Source organism: Roseovarius sp. JB2-10 (genome assembly GCF_055693585.1).
On record NZ_CM146337.1, the window covers coordinates 1408372 to 1426762 of the forward strand.

At 57.1% G+C, this 18391-nt stretch carries 19 protein-coding genes, 2 pseudogenes and 1 riboswitch; of the genes and pseudogenes, 11 read left to right on the plus strand and 10 right to left on the minus strand.

All coding sequences use genetic code 11. The annotated features are described in order from the left end of the window. On the minus strand, positions 1–1035 hold the full coding sequence (gene cobW, locus ACZ1HJ_RS07005; protein ID WP_472721595.1) for a cobalamin biosynthesis protein CobW: 1035 nt from the start codon (positions 1033–1035) through the stop codon (positions 1–3). Between the two features lie 4 nt (positions 1036–1039). After that, positions 1040–1420, minus strand: a complete 381-nt coding sequence (locus ACZ1HJ_RS07010; protein WP_472721596.1) for a DUF1636 family protein — start codon at positions 1418–1420, stop codon at positions 1040–1042. Between the two features lie 86 nt (positions 1421–1506). After that, positions 1507–1728: riboswitch (cobalamin riboswitch) on the minus strand. Between the two features lie 36 nt (positions 1729–1764). Here ACZ1HJ_RS07010 and cobO point away from each other — a divergent pair. Further along, on the plus strand, positions 1765–2385 hold the full coding sequence (gene cobO / locus ACZ1HJ_RS07015) for a cob(I)yrinic acid a,c-diamide adenosyltransferase (protein WP_472721597.1): 621 nt from the start codon (positions 1765–1767) through the stop codon (positions 2383–2385). A 271-nt stretch (positions 2386–2656) separates the two neighbouring features. Here cobO and ACZ1HJ_RS07020 read toward each other — a convergent pair whose 3' ends face one another. Both ACZ1HJ_RS07020 and parE read right to left on the minus strand, forming a co-directional pair. Continuing rightward, on the minus strand, positions 2657–3361 hold the full coding sequence (locus tag ACZ1HJ_RS07020) for a DUF4145 domain-containing protein (protein ID WP_472721598.1): 705 nt from the start codon (positions 3359–3361) through the stop codon (positions 2657–2659). Continuing rightward, positions 3354–5312, minus strand: coding sequence for a DNA topoisomerase IV subunit B (gene parE, locus ACZ1HJ_RS07025; protein ID WP_472721599.1), 1959 nt, complete (start codon positions 5310–5312; stop codon positions 3354–3356). The genes ACZ1HJ_RS07020 and parE overlap by 8 nt, the downstream gene beginning before the upstream one ends. A gap of 122 nt (positions 5313–5434) precedes the next feature. On the opposite strand from parE, the gene ACZ1HJ_RS07030 reads away from it, so the two are divergent. Further along, the gene (locus ACZ1HJ_RS07030) at positions 5435–6100 is read left to right on the plus strand and encodes a DNA-3-methyladenine glycosylase I (protein WP_472721600.1); all 666 of its coding nucleotides are present in this window, start codon (positions 5435–5437) and stop codon (positions 6098–6100) included. 22 nt (positions 6101–6122) lie between these two features. On the opposite strand, the gene ACZ1HJ_RS07035 is transcribed toward ACZ1HJ_RS07030, so the two are convergent. Together ACZ1HJ_RS07035 and ACZ1HJ_RS07040 are read right to left on the minus strand one after the other, a co-directional pair. After that, complete coding sequence (locus tag ACZ1HJ_RS07035) at positions 6123–7061, minus strand: glucokinase (RefSeq protein WP_472721601.1); 939 nt, start codon at positions 7059–7061, stop codon at positions 6123–6125. Then, positions 7054–7824: an HpcH/HpaI aldolase family protein gene (locus tag ACZ1HJ_RS07040; RefSeq protein ID WP_472721602.1), complete on the minus strand. Its 771-nt coding sequence runs from the start codon at positions 7822–7824 to the stop codon at positions 7054–7056. The genes ACZ1HJ_RS07035 and ACZ1HJ_RS07040 overlap by 8 nt, the downstream gene beginning before the upstream one ends. 114 nt (positions 7825–7938) lie before the next feature. On the opposite strand from ACZ1HJ_RS07040, the gene ACZ1HJ_RS07045 reads away from it, so the two are divergent. The 3 genes from ACZ1HJ_RS07045 (at position 7939) to ACZ1HJ_RS07055 (ending at position 9901) form a co-directional block, all read left to right on the plus strand. Next, positions 7939–8499, plus strand: coding sequence for a DUF2585 domain-containing protein (locus ACZ1HJ_RS07045; protein WP_472721603.1), 561 nt, complete (start codon positions 7939–7941; stop codon positions 8497–8499). A 42-nt stretch (positions 8500–8541) separates the two neighbouring features. Further along, complete coding sequence (locus ACZ1HJ_RS07050) at positions 8542–9411, plus strand: DMT family transporter (RefSeq protein WP_472721604.1); 870 nt, start codon at positions 8542–8544, stop codon at positions 9409–9411. A gap of 115 nt (positions 9412–9526) precedes the next feature. Continuing rightward, positions 9527–9901: a hypothetical protein gene (locus ACZ1HJ_RS07055; RefSeq protein ID WP_472721605.1), complete on the plus strand. Its 375-nt coding sequence runs from the start codon at positions 9527–9529 to the stop codon at positions 9899–9901. Between the two features lie 16 nt (positions 9902–9917). Here the strand turns inward: ACZ1HJ_RS07055 and ACZ1HJ_RS07060 are convergent. Both ACZ1HJ_RS07060 and ACZ1HJ_RS07065 read right to left on the minus strand, forming a co-directional pair. Beyond that, positions 9918–10536: pseudogene (locus tag ACZ1HJ_RS07060) on the minus strand (MlaC/ttg2D family ABC transporter substrate-binding protein). Further along, complete coding sequence (locus ACZ1HJ_RS07065) at positions 10514–11221, minus strand: MlaA family lipoprotein (protein WP_472721606.1); 708 nt, start codon at positions 11219–11221, stop codon at positions 10514–10516. Before ACZ1HJ_RS07065 ends, ACZ1HJ_RS07060 begins: the two are co-directional and overlap by 23 nt. Positions 11222–11493: 272 nt before the next feature. Between ACZ1HJ_RS07065 and ACZ1HJ_RS07070 the strand changes: the two are divergent. From ACZ1HJ_RS07070 to ACZ1HJ_RS07095, 6 genes and pseudogenes are all read left to right on the plus strand, one after another. Then, positions 11494–13228: pseudogene (locus tag ACZ1HJ_RS07070) on the plus strand (type I secretion system permease/ATPase). Beyond that, complete coding sequence (locus ACZ1HJ_RS07075) at positions 13225–14532, plus strand: HlyD family type I secretion periplasmic adaptor subunit (RefSeq protein ID WP_472721607.1); 1308 nt, start codon at positions 13225–13227, stop codon at positions 14530–14532. Before ACZ1HJ_RS07070 ends, ACZ1HJ_RS07075 begins: the two are co-directional and overlap by 4 nt. A gap of 230 nt (positions 14533–14762) precedes the next feature. Then, positions 14763–15224: a RidA family protein gene (locus tag ACZ1HJ_RS07080; protein WP_472721608.1), complete on the plus strand. Its 462-nt coding sequence runs from the start codon at positions 14763–14765 to the stop codon at positions 15222–15224. Next, on the plus strand, positions 15221–15988 hold the full coding sequence (locus ACZ1HJ_RS07085) for a glycerophosphodiester phosphodiesterase family protein (RefSeq protein WP_472721609.1): 768 nt from the start codon (positions 15221–15223) through the stop codon (positions 15986–15988). Before ACZ1HJ_RS07080 ends, ACZ1HJ_RS07085 begins: the two co-directional genes overlap by 4 nt. A 46-nt stretch (positions 15989–16034) precedes the next feature. Next, positions 16035–17222 (plus strand): GNAT family N-acetyltransferase, encoded by a 1188-nt coding sequence (locus tag ACZ1HJ_RS07090; protein WP_472721610.1) that lies wholly within the window; start codon positions 16035–16037, stop codon positions 17220–17222. Next, positions 17219–17515, plus strand: coding sequence for a 4a-hydroxytetrahydrobiopterin dehydratase (locus ACZ1HJ_RS07095; protein WP_472721611.1), 297 nt, complete (start codon positions 17219–17221; stop codon positions 17513–17515). The genes ACZ1HJ_RS07090 and ACZ1HJ_RS07095 overlap by 4 nt, the downstream gene beginning before the upstream one ends. Here ACZ1HJ_RS07095 and rlmH read toward each other — a convergent pair. Both rlmH and rsfS read right to left on the minus strand, forming a co-directional pair. Further along, the gene (rlmH, locus tag ACZ1HJ_RS07100) at positions 17512–17982 is read right to left on the minus strand and encodes a 23S rRNA (pseudouridine(1915)-N(3))-methyltransferase RlmH (protein ID WP_472721612.1); all 471 of its coding nucleotides are present in this window, start codon (positions 17980–17982) and stop codon (positions 17512–17514) included. The two genes, ACZ1HJ_RS07095 and rlmH, sit on opposite strands and share 4 nt — an antisense overlap. Beyond that, on the minus strand, positions 17983–18336 hold the full coding sequence (gene rsfS, locus ACZ1HJ_RS07105) for a ribosome silencing factor (protein WP_472721613.1): 354 nt from the start codon (positions 18334–18336) through the stop codon (positions 17983–17985). Positions 18337–18391: the final 55 nt, after the last annotated feature.

The window sequence follows — 18391 nt, forward strand, 5'->3', positions numbered from 1 at the left end:
TCAGGCGGCCAGAACCGCACGGATGGCGTCAGGATTGATGTCATCATGCTCGGCGATCACAACCAGTTGCGAGCGACGTGGCGTGTCGCCCCAGGGCTGATCAAACTGCGCGCGCAAACGCTCGCTGACGGCCTGAACCAACAGGCGCATGGGCTTGTCCTTGACCGCAACATAGCCCTTGACCCGCAGGATGTTCTGTTCGCGGGCCAGGCGCACAATGGCCTCCTTCAACGCTTCGGCATCCTCGACCTCGCCCAATTCGATCACGACGCTTTCAAAGTCATCATGCTCGTGATCGTCATGGCCGTCATGATGTGATGGACGCGCGTCCAGATCATCTTCGGCCGCGGCACCAAGGCCCAGAATGACACGCGGATCGATCACGCCATCGGTCATCGGCAGGATCGGCAGGGTCCGCGGCGTTTCCGCCTCAATCACGGTGCGCGCCTTTTCAAGACCGCTGTCACCAGCCAGATCGGCCTTGGACAAAAGCACGATATCGGCGCAGGAAATCTGGTCTTCGAACACTTCCGACAGGGGCGTTTCGTGATCAAGGCTCTCATCGGCCTCGCGCTGCGCCTGCACCGCATGTTCATCTGGCGCAAATCGGCCGGCAGCCACAGCCTCGGCATCGGCCAATGCGATCACGCCGTCCACGGTGATGCGCGAGCGGATCGCGGGCCAGTCAAAGGCTTTCAAAAGCGGTTTCGGAAGCGCCAGTCCGGAGGTCTCGATCAGGATATGATCCGGCGTCTCGGGCAGGGCCATCAGCGTTTCGATCGTGGGGATGAAATCATCGGCCACGGTGCAGCAGATGCAACCATTGGCCAGCTCGACGATATTTTCCGCCGGGCAGTTTTCATCCGCGCAGGTTTTCAGAATGTCGCCATCGACACCTGCCGTCCCAAATTCATTGACCAGAACGGCGAGGCGCTTGCCCTGCGGGTTCTGCATTAGGTGGCGGATCAGCGTTGTCTTGCCCGCCCCCAGAAAACCGGTGACGACAGTGACGGGAATTTTCGTGAGATCAGACATGGGGTTACTCCTGCGGGGGGATACGGGCGATGGATTGTTTGCGGAACACTTCGGGACGTTCGCGCCAGGGCACGATGCCATCTTCGGTGCCCGCATAGGCGCGGATGCCTTCGACGATTTGCGGCACGTGGGCGTCGGGGTCCATATCGCCGTAGATATACGTCCAGCGTGCGGGACCACCGGCCACGATCATCGAGCAGCCGCGTTTGCAGGCCGACAGGCACTCGACCGGGCGCAGGCGCACACCTTCGGGCAGATCCTCGGCCGACAGCGCCTCGTAAAGGCGCGAGCCGGGGCGCGGCCCTTCGACGTCGGTCTCCTGACCGGCGCGGCAGGTGGTACAGACGGTGACGACAATCTCGGCCATCTCATCCCTTTCATCCATAGGGGCGAAGTGAGGAGGGAGAAGCTGGCCAGCAGGGAAAGCACGACAGGCGATCCAACAGCCGGTCGCGAAACACCCCGTTCGCCCGTCACAAAACTGCGCTGGTAGGTCTCCCGGCTTGCGAATTTCGGGCTTGGGCCCGGCGGCTTGCCCACCTTCCCAGCCATTTGGGCCAGTGGTCGGGCATCCTCTTCGGTCACGGTCGCGGGGGCGGCTGCGCTTCGGCCCAAACCCGCAAAGGGTCGTTAGGCGTATCGCATTCCCTCTTAATCTGCCCTAAGACAGACACCAACGTATGCCTCACCTGCGGCATTGCGCCCCTTATTGTCAAGAAAGGATACGCCGTGTCAGATGCCGATACCGACGACAACGCCCGCCACGCCACGAAAATGGCCAAGAAAAAAGCCGCGCGCGACCGTATGATGGAAGACAAGACCGGGGAAAAGGGTCTGATCATTGTCCATACCGGCCCCGGCAAGGGCAAATCATCCTCTGGGTTTGGCATGATTCTGCGCTGTATCGCCCATGGGATGCCCTCGGCCGTGGTGCAGTTCATCAAGGGTGCGTGGCAAACCGGCGAACGCACGCTGATCGAAGAGAATTTCAGCGATCTCTGCCAATTCTACGCCATGGGCGAAGGTTTTACGTGGGAGACGCAGGACAAGGCGCGCGACATCGCGGCGGCACAAAAGGGCTGGGAAAAGGCCAAGGAGCTGATCCGCAATCCGGACATCCGCATGGTGCTGCTGGATGAGATCAACATCGCCATCCGGTATGAATACTTGGATATCGCTGAGGTGGTGGAATTCCTGCAGACCGAGAAGCCCGAGATGACCCATGTTGTCCTGACCGGTCGGAATGCCGCTGAGCCACTGATTGAGATCGCCGATCTGGTCACGGAAATGGCCGTGGTCAAACACCCGTTCCGAGATGGCATCAAGGCGCAGAAGGGCGTGGAATTCTGATCCGGAATTTCTGCCAAACCTGTTAGTTGTCCCTGCCAACGCGGGACTTTCCTTTGCGCGGCTTAAAGATTTGTCGGATCAGCGCGGTTTTCACCACGCCCGTGGCGCTTGCGACACGGGCAACGCCTGACCGCCCCCGTCACACCAGAGGTGTGCCGACTATGCTGGCGCGCCTGTGGCGCGACGGCGGGCTCTTCGCTTCCGCCCGCGGTCAGGCGATGCCCTTTGGGTGGGCAGCGGTGCGTGAGAGCACGAACCCTATGCGCGAATTTTAGCTTTCGGTGCTTCTTGGTGGAATACTTTTCTTAATTTTGTCGGTTTCGACCTTCAAAACGAAATGATCGCGAATGATGCTCTCCAAGATATCGACCATAGTGTCCAAGTGTTCCGGCTTTGGCATCCAACCTCGATGTGCTGCAGCGCTTCCAGCATCGATCAAAACTTCCAAGAATCCTTTTTGAACATCGCTTATATGTCCTCTCTTTCTAAGAGCATCGAGTTTTTCGGCGAACGAATGCTTGGTGTTTACTCCTAGCAATTCAGATGTTCTGTCGAAGGCAGTGCGAAGACCAATTGCAGCAAAAACTGGCATATCGTTTTGCAGGCATTTGTAAATGCTGTGCAACAAATCATACAAAGTTTTGTCAGCGGATACCAAACGGAAATGTGACCAAGACGGAATAGGCCTACTTTGAATTGAAGGGAAATACGCTTGCCTTTTGTAATATACTCGTTCTTCCCTACCAGTTTCGTAGTCCATTTCGTACCCGAAATCTTCTGTATCTGAGGAAGATTTAGCAAAGAAAACAGTTTCACAGCCCCTGCAGCCAAACACATAATATTCATCAACTCCCGAGACATCTGGACCATCCCATTTGTCGATCTTTTCGAACAGTGTATCTACGCGTCGTTCTTCCCTGCAGTTTGGACAAGGTCCTTTACGCGAAGAAACGTCACCAAAAGCTCCTTTATACATCCAACTCCTCCACGAACCGGGCATTCTCCTGGATATACTGGAACCGCAATTCGGGCTTTTTGCCCATGAGGCGTTCGACGAGGTCTCCGGTCTCTCCCGGTTCGTCCTCGTCTATCGTCACACGGATCAGTTTGCGGGTTTTGGGGTCCATCGTGGTTTCCTTGAGGTCCTTGGCGTCCATCTCCCCCAGGCCCTTGAACCGCTGCACGTCGATCTTGCCTTTGCCGCCCAGACCTTTCTCCATCAGCGCATCTTTTTCCGCGTCATCGGCCACGTAAACCCGCTTGGCCCCTTGGGTCAGGCGATAGAGCGGCGGGCAGGCCAGATACAAATGCCCGGCGTCAATCAGCGGGCGCATCTGGGTGAAGAAGAACGTCATCAGGAGCGATGCGATATGCGCGCCGTCCACATCCGCGTCGGTCATGATAATGATCTTTTCATAGCGCAGATCGTCGATATTGAAGCGCGAACCCATGCCACAGCCAAGGCTTTCGCAGAGGTCCGAAATCTCGGCATTCGAGCCCAGTTTCGACGATGCGGCACCAAGCACGTTCAGGATCTTACCCTTGAGCGGCAGCAGGGCTTGCGTCTTGCGATCCCGCGCGCCTTTGCCAGAGCCACCTGCTGAATCGCCCTCGACGATAAACAGCTCCGTGCCCTCGCGGTCTTTAGACGAACAATCGGTCAGTTTGCCGGGCAGGCGAAGTTTTTTCGTGGCGGATTTGCGTTGGGTTTCTTTCTCCTGTCGGCGGCGCAGGCGCTCTTCGGCCCTGAGCACGAGAAAATCTAGGATGGCGCCTGCGGATTTCGTATCGGCCGCCAGCCAGTTGTCAAAGTGATCGCGGACGGAGTTTTCCACCAGCCGTTGCGCCTCGGTCGTGGCCAACCGGTCCTTGGTCTGACCCACAAACTCCGGTTCGCGGATGAAGCACGAAACCAATGCGCAACCGCCTGTCATCAGATCATCGCGGGTGATCTGGCCCGCCTTGCGGTTGTTGACCAGCTCGCCATACGCCTTGATGCCCTTGAGGATCGCGGCCCAGAAGCCCGCCACATGGGTGCCGCCTTCGGGCGTGGGCACGGTGTTACAGTAGCTTTGCAGGAAACCGTCGCGCGATGGTGTCCAGTTGATCGCCCATTCGACCTTGCCGGGCTGCTGGAACCGTTCCTGAAAATCGACCGTGCCCGCAAAGGGCTGATCCGCATAGGTCGAGGCGGGGCCAAGCGTTTCCTTGAGGTAGTCGGAAAGCCCACCGGGGAAGTGGAACGTGGCCTCCTGCGGGGTGTCGCCATCGGCAATCGCGGATTTCCAGCGGATTTCAACGCCGGAGAACAGGTACGCCTTGGAGCGGATGGATTTGAAGAGCCGCGCGGGTTTGAACCGATGGTGGCCAAAAATCTCTTCATCGGCGTGAAAGGTCACCCTGGTGCCGCGACGGTTGGGGGCGGTGCCGACCTTTTCGACCGGGCCCAGGGGGATGCCACGCGAAAACCGCTGTTCGTAGATTTCCTTGTTGCGGGCGACCTGAACGACCATCGAATCGCTGAGTGCGTTGACCACTGACGCGCCGACGCCGTGCAGACCACCAGAGGTCTGGTAGGCTTTGCCACTGAATTTTCCGCCCGCGTGAAGCGTACAGAGGATGACTTCGAGCGCGGATTTATCTGGAAATTTTGGGTGCGGATCAATCGGGATGCCACGGCCATTGTCGCGGATCGTTACCGCGTAGTCGTCATGCAGTTCGACTTCGATCCGGGTGGCGTGGCCTGCAACGGCCTCGTCCATGGAGTTGTCCAGCACCTCAGCCACCAGATGGTGTAACGCGCGCTCATCCGTGCCGCCGATATACATGCCAGGACGTTTCCGGACGGGTTCCAGCCCCTCCAGCACTTCGATGGAATGGGCATCGTAATCGTTTGGGTCGGGCTGCCCGGAGAGGAGATCATTCATACCGCTGCTCTTTGTTTTCTTGGTTTTACGCTAGTATGGCAGAGCGGAGCGCGTGGGAAAAGCGGCTTCCTGCAGGAAACTGTCAGTGGCAGGGTGTATCTGCGGACATCGAGGAGGATGGGATGCGTGATTTTCAGGAAATTTTCGAAATCAGTGCGGCACGGCATGGCGGGGCTGCGGCGTTGGAGGCCAAGATGAGCCCGTCCAAGTCAGCTGATGAGCTGGCCGCTATTCCAGAGGACCGATGGCTGGCGGAGATGTCGAAATTTGTGTTCCGCACCGGCCTGAACTGGAGCGTGATCGAAAAGAAATGGCCGGGCTTCGAAGAGGCATTTCACGGGTTTGATGTGGGTCGCTGCGCGATGATGGATGACGAGATGTTCGACAGCCTGCTCACGGACACACGCATTGTGCGCCATGGGGCCAAAATTGCATCCGTGCGTGACAACGCGGCCTTTATGTTGGAGCTGCGTGAAAAGGGTGGCATAGGGCGCGTTATAGGCGAGTGGCCGTCTGAGGAATATGCGGACCTGCTGGCCATGCTCAAAACCCAAGGGTCACGGTTGGGCGGGACGACAGGCGCTTATTCTCTGCGTTTCATGGGGCGTGATGGATATGTCCTGTCCAAGGATGTTGTCGCGCGTCTGGTGGCGGAGGGCGTTATCGACAAAGCGCCCACGTCCAAACGGGCAATGGCCGCGGTGCAAGAGGCGTTTAACACATGGCGCGTGCAATCCGGCAGGTCACTGAGTGATATCAGCCGCGTCTTGGGGATGAGCATCGGTTAGTGTTTTGGGCGCTGCGTTCCGATCAAACTATTGCTTGCCGCATGTAGCGTGCGCACCCGTGTAACGCGGCAAAATCATCATCGATCAGATAAATCGGGATATCTTCTACAATTGGCGTGTACGGCCCTTTGGCCGTGAAATGCTCCAGAAACTCCAGATCAAGCAGATGCGGCGCCAATCCGCGGGCCAGACCGCCGATAAAATACACCCCGCCCATCGGTAAATGCGCCAGAGCGATGTTACCGGCAACCACGCCCAAAATCTCGGTCAAAACCCTCAGGGCAAGCGTCGCTTCGATATCGCCGTCCCGGTAGAGGTTAATGATTTCCGGCGCGGACATTGTCTGTCCTGTGAAGAAGCGGAAGATGCGCGGAAGGCCGGGGCCGGAAAGGGCCGCCTCGATTGGTTTGTGAAACTGGGTTTCCGACAAATGGGCGATCACATTACCAGCATCGCCCGCCATATCTGGCAGGCTGGTATGGCCAGTTTCCGATGGCGGCACAAAGAGATGCGAACCTCGTTTGTGGACAACCGCGATGTTGCATCCGGTGCCAAGCCCCATCACCAGGCGCGTGGCGTCGGGCGGCGGTGCTGTTCCCGGAACCAGCTCGACAGTGTTCTCGGCGGGTAAATCATCCAACGCAAATCCTTGCGCCTGCAAATCGTTGATCAAAGCGATCTCTTGTGCGCCTGTGGCGGATCTGAGTTCTGTTGCGTCGATTGTCCAATTGAGGTTGGTCAGTTGTGCCTTATCGCCTCGAACCGGTCCGGCGACGCCCGCACATATGGCAGTGATCGGGCCTGGATGGAGTGCGGTAAAACCTGTCACAAGCTGGGTAAAACTTGCATGTGCGGAATTCGGTATGGTGGCAATGGTGCCAGGATCAAGGCCATTGGGCGTACCAAAACCGATGCGCGTGTTGGTGGCGCCAACATCTGCAAGCAAAAAGCGTTTAGTCATTGCGCCAGCGGTTGATGGTCGCCCGCGCTGCGGTGGCCAGCATCAACACGTCTATTCCAACGGCCAGAAAACGCGCGCCCCACTCCCGGTATGTCTGCGCTGTGTCGGGATCGACGGCCAAGATGTCGGGTGCCTTGCCGGATGCCGTGATGCGCGCGAGCGCGTCGCGGATGGCCTCAACAACATCGGGTTTTGTACTGTCGCCCCGGTGGCCCATATCCGCCGCCAAATCCGACGGTCCGATAAAGACACCATCAACCCCGTCCACCGCGCAAATGTCATCAAGCGCTGCAAGCCCTGCGACCGTTTCGACCTGAACGATCAGGCACATCTGGTCATTGGCTGTGGGAATGTAATCGGGGATGTCCGAAAAGCGCGATGCCCGCGCCAAAGCCGCGCCGGATCCACGGATACCCTCAGGCGGGTACCGCATCGCTCGGACGAGGTCACGCGCTTCGTCGGCGGTTTCGACCATCGGGATCAACAATGTCTGCGCGCCCGTATCGAGCACCTGTTTGATCAACCATGGCTCGCCCATTGGCAGTCGCACAACAGATGCCGTGTCTTTGCCGTCCAGCACCTGAAGTTGTGCCATGATGCTGCGCAGATCATTCGGGGCGTGTTCACCGTCGATCACAACCCAATCAAACCCCGCACTGGCCAGAACTTCGGTTGCATACGGGTCTGCAAACCCGGCCCAACAGCCATAAAGGGTCTCACCTGACGACAATCGGTTTTTCAACGTGTTTGTGGGCGCGGGCATCGGAATTCCTTTTCCTTCGGGTAAATCACAAAGATGGCTGATCCGGAAGAGTACCGGACCCGGCCCATAAACCAATCATGGACAGAGTGCAGACCTTGTGATTCAAACAGGCCCATGTTGACGAATGGAAGAACTCCCTATGTCGTGACGGCCGCATTGGTATTGGCCACGCTATGTATTCTGCTCTGGATGGGCCGCGTCCCCTGGTGCGCGTGTGGGTATGTTGACCTCTGGGGCACGGTCGGCACCTCCGAAGGCTCGCAGCAGGTATTTGACTGGTACACGCCCAGCCACCTTTTGCACGGTTTCCTGTTCTACGCTTTCCTGTGGCTTGTGGCGCGACGGTTGGATTTGGGGTGGCGATTGGTGATTGCCACTCTGGTGGAATGCGCATGGGAGATCGCGGAAAACACCAATGCGGTGATCGAACGGTACCGTGAGGTCACGATTTCACTCGATTATTATGGCGACAGTGTTCTGAATTCAGCCTCGGATATTGCGGCCATGTTTTTGGGGTTCTGGCTATCCCGAAAACTTCCGGTTTGGGCCAGCGTCGCCATCGTCATCGGTTTTGAAATATTGACGATGCTGATCATCCGGGACGGTCTGACGCTGAACGTGATCATGCTGCTCTACCCTCTGGATGTCATCCGCGATTGGCAGGCAGGTCTGTAACGTGGCTTTACTTTCCATGCGCCAGCCCGCACTGATTTCCACATGAATGACCACCTCAAAGGATTGTTGATCACCACGTTGGGTGTCCTGTTTGTCGTACCGGATTCATTGTTCGTGCGATTGATTGTGGCTGACCCGTTGGTGGTGGCCTTCTGGCGGGGCATGACGTCGGGGCTCTTTATCCTGTTCGGGCTGTTACTGGTGCAAGGCACGAAGGGATTTGGGGATGTCCTGAAAAGCGGCTGGCCCGGCGTGATTTACATGTTTCTGATTGGATCCACTGCACCTGGTTTCGTGATGGCCGTCACCCAGACCAGCGTTGCCAATGTGGTCTTCATCTTTGCGTCGATGCCGGTCTTTTCCGCGCTCTTCAGCCTGATTTTCCTCAAGGAACCCATCCGTCTGCGCATGGTTCTTACCATGGCAGTTGTTCTGATCGGACTGGGGATCATTGCCTATGGGTCCGAAGAATCGGCCATCGCATCATGGAAAGGGGATATCTGGGCGCTTTATGTGACGATTGCCTATTCCGGGGCGCTGACGGCGGTGCGAATGGTCAAGGACATCTCGATGATCCCGGCCATACCGATTGCCTATATCGGATCGGCATTGGTGTTCTGGCCTTTTATCGCGCCGATCGCCGCGTTTCCGGATCAATGGCAATTGTTTTCCGGGCATGGCGTTTTCATCGCTATCGCCACCTGTTTCCTGACTCTGGGGCCGCGTTACATCAGCTCGGCAGAAGTGTCTCTGTTGATCTTGCTGGAATCGGTTCTTGCACCGATTCTGGTTTGGGTCGTGATCGGAGAAGACCCGGGAACATGGGCGTTGATTGGCGGTGCCGTGGTGATTGGCGCGCTGATCGTATCGAACATGATTGTTTTGATCCGGCGACCGGCCAAGCAGGTTTAAATCCAACTTTCCCGGCAGCGGATTCTTGCAAAAGGGCAGGGAGGCTGCCTTGTTTCATCAACAGTTCTTGCGCAGTCTGGGTGCCTGTTTTGCTGTTCACCTGTGAGGCCAAACAATGAAATTCTTTCTGCCAGCCATTTTTCTTGTCGGTCTTTGCGCCCCAATACCTTCCCTTGCCGCGGACCCCGTGACCGTGATGTTGGGCGAAGAGATTTATGTGCTTGAGATCACAAGCTGCCGTGTCGGGGACGGGTATTACCTGATTGATGCGAAGGCGGACGGGTTGAACCTCAGTCTGGTCGGCGCATTGGCCGGTGACCCGACCTACACGACCATCGATTTCTTTTTCACACATGCAGGCGAGAGTAAGCGCGCAAGCACTCAAGTGGATGCCATAGCACTCCAGAATGGAATGTTCGCTTACGATGGTGACGTCGACGTTTCCGATGGTGGCACGCAAACGATGCGTATCACCATGTCTGGATGCTAAAACCCAGGGTGCCCAATCAGCCCGCTGATTTCAGGTCTGCGATCAGTTTGTCGATATCGCCATTTCGACGGTCCAACATGGCACCGATTTCGGTGCGCTCACTCAGCCGCAGGCTGACACCTTCGATGATCATGTCAAAAAACAGATCCTTGCCGGACCGATCAGAGACCAGGAAGCGGACATCGAATGGGGACGAGCCGCGCAATTGTACCGTCGACAAGACTTCGTGCCAGGATTTGACCTTGCGCACGCCGTTCACCTCGATCTTGCCGCCGATGAATTCCCGGAAACGTTTGCCGTATTTGCGGGCAATGTAGCCCCGGAACACGGTCGCATACGCCCGTAACTGCCCGCTGCTGGCCCGGCGCGAGATCTGCGCCAAGGGTCGAACGCGCAATCACGTTCACATCCGCATAGCGGCCAAAGATGCGCTCGAAATCTGCAACCATCGCCGATTGCGACTTGCCCGATGCAATGACCTTGTTGATATCACCGACAACGCGGTCGACCAGTGATCGCGCCCGCGCATCTGTCAACGCAAGTGCCGAAGTTGGCAGGCCGGAAATGGCTGCCGCGCTTATACCCGTGGCGATAAAATGCCGACGGTTCAGTTTATTCGTCAAATGTTTCATCATAAGGATCCCCACCCGGTTCCCCAAAAAGCTCATCATAAGGATCGAGAAACGCGTCGCTGCGACCACCGCTGAGCTTGAAACGGCGGTTTTGCAGGTAAAGTGACCGCGTCGCTGCGTAACTATCTTCGCTTTCATATAGCACTGAATCGATGGTGTCGGAATACCGTGCCCGATCACTCAATCGCGAGGCCAGAGATGCAGCCGTACCGTAGTATTTTTCAGGGTCCGGCAGCACGTAAGTGAGCGGATTTGTGAACACGTCCACAATTTTTCCCGCAAAGGCGCGGTTGGTGCCAGGGCCCAAAACGGGCACTTCGCCATAAGCGCCCGCAGGGACGCCCCATGTGTAAAGTGTCTGGCCGAAATCAGCGTCGGTTGGCGCGGGCATACTCAGCTCACTGGCGGGGTCAAAAAACCCACCGAGCCCCACAGTCGAGTTCACAGCAAAGCGCGCTGTATCTTCGATCGCACCCTTCATATTGCCCTGCAACACGTTGTTTACCACGGCGCTCGGGATCGACAGGTTGAACGCAAATCGTCCAATCACCGTTTCCAAATCATCGGGAATGGCGGCGCTGTAGCCCTTGCCCGCAGGGCGGATCAGAGCCCGGTCCAGTCCACGGTTGAAATTGTGGACTTTCCGGTTGAGATTTTCATGCGGATCATATGGATCGCTTCGTGTCACGCTCTGTTCAGGTTGTGCGCAAGCCGTTAACAGGCAAATTCCCGCCAAAGGCAGCACGGACCGTGTGAAGCGCCGTAAAAAACTGGATGCAGGCAGCAATTTCTTTCCGTCCTAAGGTTGTAGAGGCGTTATTTAGCCTATCACGGTAAAATGCCCAGCACAGGTACGGAATTCCGCACCTCGTTGTGGCAGAATGGTGACAATTACTGTAATGCAGTCTCAACCGGATGGAAAACGGATCTGGCAGGCAATCGAGCGGAACTAAAATAAAAATGGACAAAAGAATTCTTGAGGCGGGCCGGGATGAATTGCGAGCAGCCCGCAAGGAAAGCCGACGTTTATACTGGTTCGTGGGGATTTTTGGCTTCTTTGCCAACCTTCTGATGCTGACGGGCCCAATCTACATGTTGCAGGTCTATGACCGCGTGTTGGGCAGTCGATCCGTTGAAACCCTCATCGCGTTGTCGGTTCTGGTGCTGTTTCTCTACGGGATCATGGGGCTCTTGGATTATTCACGCGGTCGAGATCATGGGTCGCGTCGGGGCACGCTTTCAGGCGCGTCTGGATCGGCGTGTTTTTGATGCGGTGATTCGTAAATCTGCAGTGGCGCCGGATGCCAGTACAGCGACCGGGCTTCGTGATCTTGAATCTATCCAGAGATTGATGAGTTCGCCCGTTTTGACGGCAATATTTGACATCCCATGGACGCCCTTCTTTTTGGCAGGCATTTGGATATTCCACCCTTGGCTGGGCATTCTGGCCCTGTCTGGCGGCGCATTGCTGATCCTGGTGACGCTGATCAACCAGATGGTAACAACCCGTCCTCAGGCGCGGGCTAATGGTGCCGCAGTGGCAGCCGAAGCCATTTCGACGCAAATCCGGTCCGAGGCTGAAATGGTGCAGTCCATGGGCATGCGCGGTGCGGCCTTTGACCGGTGGCAGGTGGCGCGGGACAAAGCCTTGAAAGAGCAAATTCATTCGGCGGACCTTGGTGGCACGTTCACGACGTCCACCAAGACATTCCGGCTCTTTCTGCAATCGGCCATGCTGGGTCTGGGTGCGTATCTTGTGCTGCTCAATGAATTGACGCCGGGTGCAATGATTGCAGGCTCCATCCTGCTCGGCCGTGCGCTGGCCCCAATTGAACAATCCATCGGGCAGTGGCCCTTGGTTCAGCGGGCGGCGAAGGGCTGGGAAAATCTGGCTGGCCTTTTGGGTCAGGTTCAGCCCGAACCACCACGCACCCCGTTGCCGCAACCGCGTGCCTTGCTTGAAGTGCAGCAGGCATCTGTTGTGCCCCCCGGCGAGCGTGTCGCGGCTTTGAAAAACGTGACCTTCACGGTGAAGCCCGGCCAGGCGGTTGGCGTGATCGGCGCATCTGGTGCTGGTAAATCGACGCTCGCACGGGCGCTGACAGGCACGTGGCGCACAGCGGGCGGCAAAATCCGTTTGGATGGCGCTGCTTTGGACCAATACGAACCCGAAGTACTGGGTCAGCATATCGGATATCTGCCGCAGCGCGTGCAGCTTTTTGAAGGCACAATCGCGGAAAACATCGCCAAACTGTCGAAATCTCCTGATGCGGAGCAGGTTGTGATTGCCGCCAAAAAGGCCGATGCCCACGAAATGATCCTGCAATTGCCCGAAGGGTACGATACCCGCGTGTCGCCCAACGGCGGGCGTTTGTCCGGTGGGCAGATGCAGCGTATCGGACTGGCCCGGGCGATGTATGGCGATCCGGTGATTTTGGTTCTGGATGAGCCGAACTCGAACCTCGATAACGAGGGTAGCGAGGCGGTAAACACCGCCATCCGGGGCATGAAAGCCGAAGGTAAGGCGATCCTGATCATGGCGCACCGACCAGCGGCGATCAAAGAATGCGATATGTTGTTGATGTTGGAGCACGGCGCATTGCGTGCCTATGGCCCGAAAGACAAGGTGCTGAAAGATGTGGTTAAAAACCACTCCGAAATCTCGAAATCATCCGGCCCCGGAGGTGTGCAATGAGCAGCGACAATAACGCAGGCTGGTCAGCCCGCGCCCCAATGACAGTGGGTATTCTGGGTCTTTTGGTTTTGGTCGGCGGCTTTGGTACGTGGTCTGTGATGACCAACATATCCGGCGCGATCATTGCCGGTGGGCGGATCGAGGTAGATCAAAACCGGCAGGTGGTTCAGCATCCTGACGGTGGTGTTGTGGCAGAAATTCTGGTGGATGAAGGCGTGGCCGTCGAAATCGGCGACGTGCTGATCCGGCTGGACGATACGCAGCTTCGGTCTGAATTGGCGATTAACGAAAGTCAGCTTTATGAATTGATGTCGCGGCGCGGCAGGCTTGAAGCAGAGCGCGATGATCGCACGACAATCACGTTTGATCCCTTACTGCTCGAGGCGGCGGAAACCAATGCCGACGCGCCAGACCTGATTGCAGGCCAGAAACGTTTGATGACGGCACGCATCGCATCCACGGAAAAAGAGATTGAACAGCTGAACAAGCGCCGCAGTCAGATTGCCAATCAGATCGATGGGATCGATGCTCAGCAGGTGTCCTTGACGAAACAGCTCGAATTGATTTCCAAGGAATTGGTTGATCAGCAACGGCTGCTGGATCAGGGGTTGGCGCAGGCCGCGCGGGTTCTGAGCCTCCAACGGGAAGAGGCCCGGCTCAGCGGCACGATGGGTGATCTTGAGGCGCAAAAGGCGCAGGCCGGTGGCCGCATGACCGAGATCGACATAGAAATTCTCAAGCTGGGAACCGCGCGCCGTGAAGACGCCATTACGCGTTTGCGCGACCTTCAATATCGCGAACTGGAATTGCGCGAACAGCGCCTTGCTTTGATCGAACGTTTGGCGCGGATGGACATCAAAGCGCCTGTATCCGGCGTGGTCTACGGCTTGCAGGTCTTTGCCCTGCGGTCCGTGATCCGACCAGCGGATCCGGTACTTTTTATCGTGCCGCAGGATCGACCTTTGATCATCAACGCCCGCATTGAGCCGATCCATATCGACAAACTCAGCATCGGTCAGGAAGTGAACCTGCGCTTTTCTGCCCTCGATCAACGCACCACGCCTGAATTAATCGGGCAGGTTGTTCAAATTTCGGCAGACGCGTTTGAAGACGAACGCTCGCAACTGTCCTTTTACCGCGCCGAGATCGCGTTGAGTGAGGGTGAGCAAGCAAGGTTGCCGGAAAATGCGGTATTGATCCCGGGCATGCCGGTGGAAGCGTTTATACGAACCGATGACCGCACACCGCTGGCCTATCTGACCAAGCCGCTGACGGATTACTTTATCAAGGCCTTCCGCGAGTAGCCCAACTGTGCGCAAGGTCGAGACGATGGCGCGTCTTACAGGCCAAATAGTTGCCCGCAGTGTTGCCATGCCTGTCCTTGACCATCATGCCGGTACATTGGGCGGCAGGCAGGCGTGATACGGGCCGGTTTCGTCCAATTCGGCGTGCACTCGCACAAATTGGGGATTTGCTTCACTGCGCCAAATCGTTAGCGTCACAGCCATATAAATCACGCGTGGAGAAGCGATACATGGGACAATTCGAACGTAAACTGGCAGAAATGGGTGTAGAATTGCCAGACGCGCCCGCGCCAGCGGCCAACTATGTGCCCTATGTGCAGGTGGGCGACATCGTCTATGTCTCAGGTCAGATTTCAAAAGACGAAAGCGGATTGATTACCGGCAAGCTTGGTGACGACATGGACACCGCCGCCGGTGCCGCCGCCGCAAAGGTTTGTGCCATCAACCTGCTGGCTCAGGTCAAGGCGGCCTGTGGCGGCGATTTGGACCGGTTGGTGCGCGTGATCAAGCTGGGCGGATTTGTTAACTCCACTGCTGATTTTGTCGAACAGCCTCAGGTCATCAACGGCGCATCGGATTTCATCGGCGAAGCTTTGGGAGATACGGGCAAGCACGCCCGCGCCGCCGTTTCTTCGCCTTCACTCCCCTTTGGTGTGGCGGTGGAAATCGAAGGCGTGTTCCAAGTTAAATGAGTAGGCTGCACGCCCATTTCAAACAGGTCCCGTTGGCCCATCGTGGCCTTCATGACATGTTTGATGGACGACCCGAGAATTCCCTGTCGTCCATCCGCGCGGCTGTTGCGGGTGGCTATGGGATCGAGATTGATCTTCAGCTCAGCAACGATGGCAATGCGTTGGTGTTCCATGACTACGATCTGGCGCGGCTCACCGGGCAACCGGGCGCAATCCAGCAATTGAACATGCCCGAGGTCGCGGAGCTTCGTCTGAATGGCTCGGATGAAGGTATTCCGACGCTCGCGGAGGCGTTGGATTTGATCGCAGGCCAGGTGCCTGTGCTGGTCGAATTGAAAGACCAACATGGGCAAATGGGGTCTACTGACGGACGGCTGGAACGTGCCGTGGCCCAGGAGGTCAGCGGCTATGAAGGCGCAATCGGGTTGATGTCGTTCAATCCGAATTCAATGGTCGAACTCTCTACGCTATTGCCCAATGTCCCGCGCGGATTGGTGACTGAGAAGTTCTCGGCCAAGGATTGGTTGCTTTTGAAACCCGAAGTCCGCGCGCGCCTACGCCACATCCCGGATTATGATCGTGCGGGTGCCTGTTTTGTCAGCCACGCCTGGGATGATCTGGCCAATCCACGCGTCGTGGACCTCAAGAAGAAAGGCGCAACGGTCATCTGTTGGACCGTCCGATCAGAAGAACAAGAGGCCGAGGCGCGCAAGTTCGCGGATAACATCACCTTCGAGAAGTATTTGGCCGCCCACACGTCTTGACCTGCGCTCCACACGGCACAGATTGGAACGAGACAGGGAACCGGTCATGAGTGACGCACAAATCACCATTAATCTGCATGACACGTTGGCGGCGATTGACCCGCACGACTGGGATGCGTGCGCTTGCCCTGAGGCTCAGGATGGCGCCCGCCCGGAGGATCCTTTCACCACCTACCGGTTCATGAAAGCGCTGGAGGATAGCAAATCCATCGGCGTCGGATCCGGATGGCAGCCGCACTATCTGACCGCCGAGCTGGATGGACAGGTGATCGCCTGTGCGCCGCTTTATTCCAAATCTCACAGTCAGGGCGAATATATTTTCGATCACAACTGGGCCCATGCGTACGAGCGCGCAGGCGGGCGTTATTACCCAAAACTACAGATGGCTGTGCCGTTTACACCGGCAACGGGGCGGCGCTTTCTGGTGCGCCCCGATTTTGAGGAGATTGGCCAGTCCGCACTGATCCAGGGGGCTGTCAAAATCGCCAGCCAGAATGACGTGTCATCGCTCCATGTCACCTTCTGTACGGCGCAAGAATGCGATGCTGGCGAGCAAATGGGACTGATGTCGCGCACCAGCCAGCAATTTCACTGGATGAACGCGGAATACGACGATTTTGATACGTTTCTGGCTGGGTTGAGTTCACGCAAGCGCAAAAACATCCGCAAGGAACGGAAGCAAGCGAATGCATTTGGTGGCGAGATTTTGGAACTCACCGGTGATCAGATCGCTCCAGAATACTGGGATGCGATCTGGGCGTTTTATCAGGACACGGGCGCGCGCAAATGGGGCACGCCCTATTTGACTCGGCGCTTTTTCGAGATCGCTCATGACACTTTGCGCGATGATATTTTGCTGGTTTTGGCCTGCCGTGATGGATACCCGGTCGCAGGGGCGATGAATATGATCGGTGCGTCGGCGCTATATGGCCGCTATTGGGGCTGTGTCGAGGATCACCCGTGCCTGCATTTTGAGCTGTGCTATTATCGGGCAATAGATTACGCCATACGCAATGGGCTACAGCGGGTTGAAGCTGGTGCGCAGGGCGAACACAAATTGGCGCGTGGATATTTGCCTGTTCCGACACATTCGCTGCATTGGGTGCGAGATGCGGGATTTTCCGACGCAATTCAGCAGTATCTGCAGGCTGAACGTCAGGCTGTTGAACAAGATATCGAAGTTCTGACAGAGTACGGCCCGTTCAAAAAAGTCACGATGGAGGATCACGAATGACCGAACGTCTGAGCGATACGGCACGCAAGACCACCTTGGAGCCGCTGTTGGAAAACGGGTGGAGCATGGTTGCGGATCGTGATGCGATCGAAAAAGAATACAAGTTCAGCGACTTTGCGGATGCCATGGGTTTCATGACGCGCGCGGCGATCTGGGCCGAGAAATGGAACCACCATCCGGAATGGTTTAACGTCTACAGCCGCGTTCGGGTGACATTGACCACCCATGATGTCGATGGGTTGAGTACATTGGATGTGAAACTGGCGCGCAAGTTCGACACATTGGCCGGTTAGCTGCGGTGATATGGCCCGCCCGATAAAATCGTGGTGGCGCGATAGAGCTGTTCTGCCAGCATCACTCGCGCCAGCATGTGGGGCCACACCATCTGACCGAAAGACAATTTGAAGTCAGCGCGAGCGCGCAGTTCCGGCGCGATGCCGTCTGCACCACCGATCAGAAAAGCCACATCGCCCCGGCCGTCATCGCGCCAGCCAGCCAGCTTTTCGGCGAATTTTGGTGAGGTAAGGAGGCTACCGCGCTCATCAAGCGCTACCGTGATGGCGCCGTTGGGCAATACGCGCTCCAACAGCAGCGCTTCGGATGACATGCCGCCGCCCTTGCGATCGTCGACCTCATGAACCGTCACAGGGCCGAGGCCAAGCGCTCGGCCCGTTCGATCAGTTCGGGTCAGATAGTCATCAATCAGATCGCGCTCGGGCCCGGCGCGGAGCCGGCCCACAGCGCAGATATGAAGGCGCATTTAGGCTTGGGTGGCCGCAGCATGCCCGGCGGGCAGCCACATTTTCTCAAGCTGATAGAATTCGCGCACTTCCGGGCGGAAGACATGAACGATTACATCGCCCGTGTCGATCAGAACCCAATCACCTGCATCTTTGCCTTCGACCTTGGCAGCAACGCCGAGGTCGTGTTTGAGCCGGTCAACAAGTTTGGCAGCGATTGCGGCAACCTGACGGGTCGAACGTCCCGAACAGATGACCATAAAATCGCCAATAGCCGATTTGCCGCGCAGATCGATCTGCACAATTTCTTCGGCCTTGTCTTCGGTGACTGAGGAAAGGATACGCGCAAGCTGCGTTTCGCTGGTTGCGGGCATTTTGGAGGCCACTACAGGCGCCCCTTTATCAGCGGTTGATACCGCGTCGGCAGTA

Bases quoted from the DNA above. Each gene is read 5' to 3' on its own strand.
- cobW (WP_472721595.1), bottom strand. From the start codon at position 1,035: ATGTCTGATCTCACGAAAATTCCCGTCACTGTCGTCACCGGTTTTCTG.
- ACZ1HJ_RS07010 (WP_472721596.1), bottom strand. From the start codon at position 1,420: ATGGATGAAAGGGATGAGATGGCCGAGATTGTCGTCACCGTCTGTACC.
- ACZ1HJ_RS07020 (WP_472721598.1), bottom strand. From the start codon at position 3,361: ATGTATAAAGGAGCTTTTGGTGACGTTTCTTCGCGTAAAGGACCTTGT.
- parE (WP_472721599.1), bottom strand. From the start codon at position 5,312: ATGAATGATCTCCTCTCCGGGCAGCCCGACCCAAACGATTACGATGCC.
- ACZ1HJ_RS07030 (WP_472721600.1), top strand. From the start codon at position 5,435: ATGCGTGATTTTCAGGAAATTTTCGAAATCAGTGCGGCACGGCATGGC.
- ACZ1HJ_RS07035 (WP_472721601.1), bottom strand. From the start codon at position 7,061: ATGACTAAACGCTTTTTGCTTGCAGATGTTGGCGCCACCAACACGCGC.
- ACZ1HJ_RS07040 (WP_472721602.1), bottom strand. From the start codon at position 7,824: ATGCCCGCGCCCACAAACACGTTGAAAAACCGATTGTCGTCAGGTGAG.
- ACZ1HJ_RS07045 (WP_472721603.1), top strand. From the start codon at position 7,939: ATGTTGACGAATGGAAGAACTCCCTATGTCGTGACGGCCGCATTGGTA.
- ACZ1HJ_RS07050 (WP_472721604.1), top strand. From the start codon at position 8,542: ATGAATGACCACCTCAAAGGATTGTTGATCACCACGTTGGGTGTCCTG.
- ACZ1HJ_RS07055 (WP_472721605.1), top strand. From the start codon at position 9,527: ATGAAATTCTTTCTGCCAGCCATTTTTCTTGTCGGTCTTTGCGCCCCA.
- ACZ1HJ_RS07075 (WP_472721607.1), top strand. From the start codon at position 13,225: ATGAGCAGCGACAATAACGCAGGCTGGTCAGCCCGCGCCCCAATGACA.
- ACZ1HJ_RS07080 (WP_472721608.1), top strand. From the start codon at position 14,763: ATGGGACAATTCGAACGTAAACTGGCAGAAATGGGTGTAGAATTGCCA.
- ACZ1HJ_RS07085 (WP_472721609.1), top strand. From the start codon at position 15,221: ATGAGTAGGCTGCACGCCCATTTCAAACAGGTCCCGTTGGCCCATCGT.
- ACZ1HJ_RS07090 (WP_472721610.1), top strand. From the start codon at position 16,035: ATGAGTGACGCACAAATCACCATTAATCTGCATGACACGTTGGCGGCG.
- ACZ1HJ_RS07095 (WP_472721611.1), top strand. From the start codon at position 17,219: ATGACCGAACGTCTGAGCGATACGGCACGCAAGACCACCTTGGAGCCG.
- rlmH (WP_472721612.1), bottom strand. From the start codon at position 17,982: ATGCGCCTTCATATCTGCGCTGTGGGCCGGCTCCGCGCCGGGCCCGAG.
- rsfS (WP_472721613.1), bottom strand. From the start codon at position 18,336: ATGCCCGCAACCAGCGAAACGCAGCTTGCGCGTATCCTTTCCTCAGTC.